The 7,782-nt window shown below is 42.3% G+C and carries 8 protein-coding genes; 1 reads left to right on the forward strand and 7 read right to left on the reverse strand.

The genetic code is table 11. The features are described 5' to 3' along the window. Window position 1 precedes the first annotated feature (1 nt). A complete protein-coding gene (locus GWK51_RS15740) occupies window positions 2–919 on the reverse strand; it encodes a mechanosensitive ion channel family protein (protein ID WP_100242102.1) in 918 nt (305 codons plus the stop codon). A 9-nt stretch (window positions 920–928) separates the two neighbouring features. Next, window positions 929–1,729 (reverse strand): hypothetical protein, encoded by an 801-nt coding sequence (locus GWK51_RS15745; RefSeq protein ID WP_171519192.1) that lies wholly within the window; start codon window positions 1,727–1,729, stop codon window positions 929–931. Between the two features lie 125 nt (window positions 1,730–1,854). On the opposite strand from GWK51_RS15745, the gene gspE reads away from it, so the two are divergent. Then, window positions 1,855–3,345 carry a type II secretion system ATPase GspE gene (gene gspE, locus GWK51_RS15750; protein ID WP_161934421.1) on the forward strand — a complete coding sequence of 497 codons (1,491 nt, stop codon included), beginning with the start codon at window positions 1,855–1,857 and terminating at the stop codon, window positions 3,343–3,345. A 64-nt stretch (window positions 3,346–3,409) separates the two neighbouring features. Here the strand turns inward: gspE and GWK51_RS15755 are convergent, their stop codons facing one another. The 5 genes from GWK51_RS15755 to GWK51_RS15775 all read right to left on the reverse strand — a co-directional run bounded on the left by GWK51_RS15755 (window position 3,410) and on the right by GWK51_RS15775 (window position 7,581). After that, on the reverse strand, window positions 3,410–3,838 hold the full coding sequence (locus GWK51_RS15755; protein ID WP_161934422.1) for an organic hydroperoxide resistance protein: 429 nt from the start codon (window positions 3,836–3,838) through the stop codon (window positions 3,410–3,412). A gap of 260 nt (window positions 3,839–4,098) precedes the next feature. Further along, window positions 4,099–4,926 (reverse strand): carbon-nitrogen hydrolase family protein, encoded by an 828-nt coding sequence (locus tag GWK51_RS15760; protein WP_161934423.1) that lies wholly within the window; start codon window positions 4,924–4,926, stop codon window positions 4,099–4,101. A gap of 24 nt (window positions 4,927–4,950) precedes the next feature. Next, complete coding sequence (gene gigB, locus GWK51_RS15765) at window positions 4,951–5,472, reverse strand: anti-anti-sigma factor GigB (RefSeq protein ID WP_100242107.1); 522 nt, start codon at window positions 5,470–5,472, stop codon at window positions 4,951–4,953. A 113-nt stretch (window positions 5,473–5,585) separates the two neighbouring features. Next, on the reverse strand, window positions 5,586–6,554 hold the full coding sequence (gene gigA / locus GWK51_RS15770) for an RsbU family protein phosphatase GigA (protein ID WP_100242108.1): 969 nt from the start codon (window positions 6,552–6,554) through the stop codon (window positions 5,586–5,588). A gap of 103 nt (window positions 6,555–6,657) precedes the next feature. Continuing rightward, window positions 6,658–7,581 carry an MlaA family lipoprotein gene (locus GWK51_RS15775; RefSeq protein WP_161934424.1) on the reverse strand — a complete coding sequence of 308 codons (924 nt, stop codon included), beginning with the start codon at window positions 7,579–7,581 and terminating at the stop codon, window positions 6,658–6,660. Between the last annotated feature and the right edge of the window lie 201 nt (window positions 7,582–7,782).

Below are 7,782 nucleotides of genomic sequence, written 5' to 3' on the forward strand. Positions count from 1 at the left end.
TTTATCGCTCTTTGCGCTCTTGTTTCAGTTCCTTCTCATAAGCATATTGATCAATCTCATCACGGGCTTTCGGGCGAGGGCGGTCAATAATGCCCATTTTAGGCACAGGAATTTCAATATGATTTTCCAAGAAGCCATTGCGAACACGTTCTTGTAGCTCATCGCGGGCTTTGAGGAAAATTTCCTGTCGACACCATACGGCAAACAGAATCTCGATGGATGATTCACGGAAGGCGGTAACGGTCACTTCAGGTTTAGGATCATCCAGTGCCAAAGGATAGCGTGCTGCTACATCCAGCAGGACTTCACGAACTTTAATGATGTCTTCCTGAAAGTTAATCGATAAGGTAATGGGAATCCGCCGAATGGGAAATTTAGATAAATTCATCACGGGCGCACGAATCAATTGTTCGTTGGGCAGGCGGACATAAATATTATCTAAAGTCAGTAGCTTGACTGAAAGTAAATCAATTGAAATCACTTCACCTTCAATGACATGACCTCGAATTAAGGTAATTTGAATGGTATCACCTACTTCAAAGGAACCTTCACCAATCAGGAATAGACCACTGATGAGGTTACTGGCAGAGGTTTGTGAAGCGAAACCGAGTGCGACCGTGAAAATACCCGCTGCGCCAATAAAGACGCTGAGTTTAAAGCCAGCTTCTTTCAGGCTCGCCATGATAAACAGCACGAAAATGAAATAGAAAATCCCGCGTCGCCAGACCATGCTTTGATGGGCATTAAAATTCTGTCCAACGGTACGAATAAAGGTATTGGAAATCAGGCGCGCTAAGATAAAACCGATTAGACACAGCACCAGCGCGACCAAAATCTCGCTGATACGCTCCAAATTAATATTGGTAAAAATTTCCTTCAGGCTGACTGCAACATCTTTAGGAATATTGGTATCTGGCATAAAAGCATCCTAAAAAAATGAGTCAAACATATTTAACAAAGCACCCCCAGGGGAGCGTGGCGCATGCACATAAGTCACTTCGCCCGCCAATGGTGGGGTGCGGTTTTCAATTTTAATCCGTGGTGGACGCGTCAAATCTTCATGGATAACTTTAATCTGCGAGGTCCATAAGCGATCGGTACTTTCACTATAAAACAGCGGCAATGCAGACACGGGTACATTCATGCGGTCAAAACGTAGCTGTTGACCGCTGGTATTGTGAAATTCAATTGGCGTGACGGCACGAAAAGGACTGGGTTTGAGTAAGTTTAATTCGGTCCGCCCATCCACCGCAGTTGCATAACACATTTCACCTGTCCGCTGGTCAGGGCCGAACCATGTATCTTTGGGTTGCATCATGGGCAAATCAAATAAGGGTTCACGTTGGCTTTCGACAAAACCAGCAATCCATAAGGGGGTGCTGATATATAAGGTGCCGCGTTGTCCTGCTGGAATATAAATCGGATCGACAGGTTTAATCACCACCGAACGATCTGCGAGGCGTGGCATCAGATGAAAAGTATCGTGCGTTTTACGAAACATATAACGCTCGATTTTAATTGGCTGCGGAAAAGCAAACTCTGGATCATCAATCATTTTCCACTGACGTTCAGAATCTTTCTGGAATAGTGGACGGTGATATTCCAGTCGCCATTCGTTGATGCTGCGCGCCAGACGAAACAATAAAGAGCCGAACTGCCATGTTCTTGCCTGGTTTAATTCGAATTTTTGTTCGCCCCACCATTTTAGTGATGGATGATCGGCTTGAATATGCTCTAAATCAGATGGTGCCAAAATAAAAAAATCCTCTAGTCAGTTCAGTCAAAAACAGACTTCACGCTGTCATAAGCTTAGAGTACACTCAAAAGCCTCTTTTTCATCATTATAATTTTGTGATGCAAATACTTAAACAAATACAAATTCCTTATAGTTTTGCCAAACGACATGGCGTTTTACTTCGATATGATGGGGATCAGGTTTTTATTGTACGCCGTGAAAATACCGCATGGATTGCATTACAAGAAGCACGCCGTTTACTGACGACACCTGCACATTATGAAGTGTTGGATGATCAACGTTTCAATGCACTGTTAAGTTCAAGTTATGCAGGGGATACAGGGGAGTCTCAGCAAGTGGCTGCGGGACTGGAAGATCACCCCGATTTACTTAGTTTAGCCGATCAGGTTCCCGAAGCTGAAGATTTGATGGATCAGGAAGATGATGCTCCGATTGTTCGCTTGATTAATGCCTTGCTTTCGGAAGCGATTCGCGTCAGTGCTTCGGATATTCATATTGAAGCTTTTGAAAAGAAACTTTCGGTACGTTTGCGGGTTGATGGTCAACTGCGTGAAATTGTACAGCCACGCCGTGAACTAGCACCGCTTTTGGTGTCGCGAATTAAAGTCATGGCGAAGCTAGATATTGCGGAAAAACGTGTTCCGCAAGATGGACGTATTTCATTGCGTCTAGCGGGTCGTGAAGTGGATGTGCGTGTGTCGACCTTGCCGTCTTCACATGGTGAGCGTGTGGTGATGCGTTTATTGGATAAACAAGCGGGACGCTTGAATATGACCCACTTGGGTTTATTGCAACCTGACTATGAACGTTTAACGCAGCTGGTGCATCGCCCGCATGGCATTATTTTAGTAACAGGTCCGACAGGTTCGGGGAAAACCACTACGCTTTACGCCGCTTTATCTGACTTGAATGACAACACGCGTAATATTTTGACCGCTGAAGATCCGATTGAATATCAGTTAGAGGGGATTGGTCAGACGCAGGTGAATACCAAGGTGGACATGACCTTTGCACGAGCCTTAAAAGCTATGTTGCGTCAAGATCCTGATGTGGTCATGGTCGGTGAAATTCGTGATTTAGAAACTGCCGAAATTGCAGTTCAAGCATCCTTAACCGGTCACTTGGTGTTATCGACGCTACATACCAATACCGCAATTGGAGCTGTCACTCGATTAAAAGATATGGGGATTGAACCCTTCTTGCTTTCAAGTTCACTGATTGGCGTAATTGCACAGCGTTTGGTACGCACCTTGTGTCCGCATTGCACTACTTGGCATGAGGCGGATTCGTTTGAACAACAGATGTTTAAATCGATTGTGCCTGTGGTACAAGGTTTGAAATTGCCAGAGCCGCAAGGCTGTGAGCAATGTTCACATGTGGGCTTTAGTGGTCGAACAGCCATTTATGAAATCGTACCTGTGGATGAGTCGATGCGTCGTCTAATTCATGGTAATGCAGCTGAGTTTGAGTTGGAAAATTATGCACGTCAGCACTCGGGTTCTATTCGTGATGATGGATTACGGAAAGTTTTGGCAGGCAAAACCACTTTGGAAGAAGTGTTACGTGTGACCAATCAAACCGAGGAATAAGGGCAATCAATTAAAAAAAGCGCCACTTGGGCGCTTTTTTTGTAATGAGATGAGCAGAACTCTATTACGCAGTAATAATGTTGAAGTTCACATCAATATTGCCACGTGTCGCATTTGAATATGGGCAAACAATATGGGCAGCAGCGACAAGTTTTTCAGCTTCATCGGCATCCATGGTAGGAAGATGCACATTTAAAGTCACCTCAATGCCAAAACCTGTTGGAATTGGGCCAATGCCAACTTCACCTTCAATAAATGCATCTGCTGGAATCTTGTATTGATCACGGTTCGCTACAAATTTCATGGCACCTAAGAAACAAGCTGAATAGCCTGCTGCAAAAAGTTGTTCAGGGTTGGTACCACCACCCATGCCGCCCATTTCTTTAGGGAGTGTTAGTTTGATATCCAGAATACCATCATCAGAAATTGCACGACCATCACGACCACCCGTTGCTTTTGCTTTAGCACGGTAAACCACTTGTTCTAGAGACATCTTATTCACCTTTAATTTATATCGAATACAAATATATCGTACACGATTTAAATAGTAGTGCAAGTCTTAAGCAATAAAATTTACATCTCTATACAGGATACCTATACATCAAAGGTGTTTGATTAAGATTAAATTATAGTCAAGCAGGGTTAATGCAATCTAGGCTGAAATCACTACGCTTGCATCAGAGTGATCAGTTTGAAATGAGGCGGTAAATTAAGCTGAATAAAATATATGACTGATAGAGAAATAAGCGTGAATTAACCGAACTGAACCAGTCTACGGTGTTGCATCAGGGGCATAGATTCACGGATTTGTTGTTGTTCTTGTAAGTCAAATGGCACAGTAATTAAATGCGCACCATCCTCTTGAATGATATCTAGTAATTGTCCACGACTATTGGTGGCAGCCGTATGTCCCCAAGTCTGACGTTTTTCACCATGCCAACCTTGTTGTGCAGAACCTAAAACTTGACATTGGCTGTCCATCGCGCGAGCTTGTAGCAGCAGTTGCCAATGCATCTGACCTGTGGTGTAAGTAAACGCAGCAGGCGCCGTTAAAATGTGGGCACCACGGGCACGTAAATGCAAAGCCAGTTCGGGGAAACGGAGGTCATAACAAACCATCATGCCAATATTGCCAAAAGGTGTTTTAGCGACCACAAGCTCAGATCCAGGTTCAAAAAACTTGGACTCTTGATAGCCCCCAACAGCATCTCCCACTTGTACATCAAACAAGTGAATTTTGTCATAACGGGCTTCGGTACGTTCAGGGCTAATACATAAACTGACGGTGCGGACACGACCATCTTGAATCACGGAACCATCTGGGCGGAAAGGACAGGGTAAGGTCCCAGCAATAATCCAGATCTGATACTGATGTGCCAAGGTCTCAAGTCGTTTTTGAATCGCTTCAAATTGTAGAGCAGTATCTCGTTGCTTGCCTGCTGCAAAACACACGAAATTTTCAGGAAACACCACCAAAGAGGAACCCTGTGCTTTACTCTGTTGAATAAATGATTCGATGACCTTGAAGTTTTCTTCAATGTCATTTTGAGAATTCATTTGAGCAACAGAAAGTAAAGACATGTGTTCATCCTTGCAACGGGTGCATTAAGCGTTTTGCTGATTAGACGCTTGTTCCATGTTATCTTGTTCTTTTTGAAGTTGTTTGACCAGTGGTTCAAACATATTTTGATTATTTTCGTTCAATTTCATCAAGGTTTTGTGCGCATCAAGTACAGTTGTAAGCATGTTTGAATGCGTTACATGTTCTTCCATTAATTCAAGTGTACATACGCTTGGGTCACCACAATAATTCAGGATGACAAAAACCTGACCTAAGCCCATGCTGTTGGCTAAAGTCGTAATATCGGGATTGGTTGATAACATGACAGCCTGAATGTTATGCGCTTGTTTTAGCTTCAACCCAAGTTTCGCTAAAATGCCTAACACGGTACTGTCGATGAATGTCGTTTGGGTTAAATCTACGATTGCCCCAACAACATTCGCCTGTTGTTCAATTCGGTTTAAAAGTTTGTCTAGACTGATACAAGATTGGGCACGCACTTCGCCAATAAGCTTAAAAATATGCGTTCCATCTAAGCTTGCATATTCAACATGACCTGTTGACATATAAATGCCATTTTCAGAGAAGGATAGGAAAATTATCACATAGGGCAAGTACAGACTCAAGTATTCTAGAGTCGTAGATGCAGGTTTAAATCTTTAAATATTTGAAAAATAGACTAATTCATTCTGCATAAACTTAAGATGGCAATATCATCTGCAACATGTTCGGGTGCTTGAAATGATTGATTTTGCAAATGGAAGACCAATTGTTCAAATTGTTCGTTCAGTCCGCCATCGAAAGGTTCAAGGGCGCCATCCGAGCAAATAATGAAACGCGATTGTTTGTTTAATACACATTCAAATTCTTCCACTTCAAGGTCTTCCGTAAGACCCAACGGGAAACTGCTGGTATTTAGAATTTTAGGCGGATGATTTGGTTCTAAAAGAATTGCGGGCGGATAGTGTCCTGCACTCGACCATTTTAAAACATGGGTTTCTAAATTCAGCGTACCCGCAATCATGGTGATGTGCTTTTCAATATTTTCCTGAACCAGCATGCCATTCAGTTTTTTAATCAACTCTCTTGGGGTTTTAGAGCGACCATGGAAAGCAGCCATCCAAGAGGTAAGTAAACTGCTGGTCACACCATGACCCGACACATCAGCTAAATAGAAGATGATTTCTTTATCACTCAGTTTCCAGTAGTCATACCAGTCGCCTGAAAGATAGGCTGAAGGTTGGAACAGGGTTTCAACCTGATAATTGGTGAGTTCAATTGGATTAGGCAGTAAACGTTTTTGTAATTCAGCAGCCGAGGGAAGATCACGACTGTCTTGATTGCGCTTGTACTGGGCATCAATCTTTAATAAGGAGTGTTCTGGGTTTGCGGGTAAGCGGTTCCAGATCCAGCCAGCCAAAGCACCCACTTCCCAAGCTTGTGCCAAAGCCGTACCTTCATTCTCGAATGCCAATACAATGGTCGGTAAATTCCATTGATGAATGAGGTAATCTTGCACATCGGCTATGGCAATAATGGTCGGATCATACAAGTCTAAGTCATCTATGTGAATCATTTGCACACTTGGTAGTGTGTTAAGCACCTGATCTAAATAAGGAATATTGCGAGTCGGTTGAATGAAATACATATATAAATTGTATGATCCTTGGCGTGTACCTAGTTAGATGTACTATATCAATCACGTAATTGCTAGAAAAAGAATATTTTTCCAGACAAATAAGTTTTACAAATTATTCAGAAGGTGTTGATGAATCTTCATCTTGTGTGTCATCCATGCCATCGTCTGGCTCTTCATCTACAAAAGAAATGTTATCCGCATCTAAACCTTGCTTTTGTGCAATCTCAAAATTCTTACGTTGTAGGTAAATGTCACGAATTGCAGCATAGCGGTCACCTTGAAGTACATCTTCAACATCAAGAATTTGAGCACGTGCATCAATGCCGCGTAACATTTGATCAGACCAGTAAATACCATCGTTATTGTCGAACATATAGCGTTGTGGACGGGCTTGACCATCAACAAAGAAGCCAATGCCATCTCGGAAAGTACTTGGGCCGATAATCGGTAAAACCAAATATGGACCAGATGGCACGCTGTAATAACCAAGTGTTGTGCCGAACCCTTCTTCTTCCATATCTAAGCCCAAGCGTCTCGCTGGGTCTGCAAAACCTAAAGTGGTTACTGTATTAATGGTAAAACGACCTAATGACTTCGCCGCACGTGATGGACGACCTTGTACCAATTGATTTACGGCATTCCAAGGTTCATTTAAGTTTTTACGAAAAGAACGATAAGCACCACGCACACTATCAGGAACTTTAGTTTTGTATTGTACGGCTACTGGTCTTGCAAAATTCCGGTCTAAGAAATCATTAAATGCAAAGGTTTCACGATTTAAGGCTTCTAAAGGATCTTTGATGCTATCAGGCTGTGCAGCATTGGCATTCACTTTTAAATCATTCGCTTTTACATTTTTAAGTTCTTTTAAAGATTCAAGTCTAGAAACCTGTGTCGTCGATGATTCATCTGGTGCAACTTCATTTACAGAAGCGTCGCTTGCGGCTGTAGTAGAGAGCTCATCATTTGCTTGTACAGTAGAAGCAAAACTAACCGCTAAAAGTGTTGCACATAAATAATAGTGAGTATGTTGCATAATAGATCCAAGACGATTCTTAATGTCGCAAGCAACTTAAGTGGTCTAAATTAAAGAGTATGGAGCGTATTGTAACAGTTGTTATGAGCTCAGTATTAAAACAAATTTGATCAAAATATGTAATAAAACTGCTTTTTTGCCGATTAAATGAACGGATGAACGCTTTTTTTGAATTAATTTAAAAAAGGGTGTTGCAAGTGT

The organism is Acinetobacter kanungonis (genome assembly GCF_009939195.1).
Taxonomy (GTDB): domain Bacteria; phylum Pseudomonadota; class Gammaproteobacteria; order Pseudomonadales; family Moraxellaceae; genus Acinetobacter; species Acinetobacter kanungonis.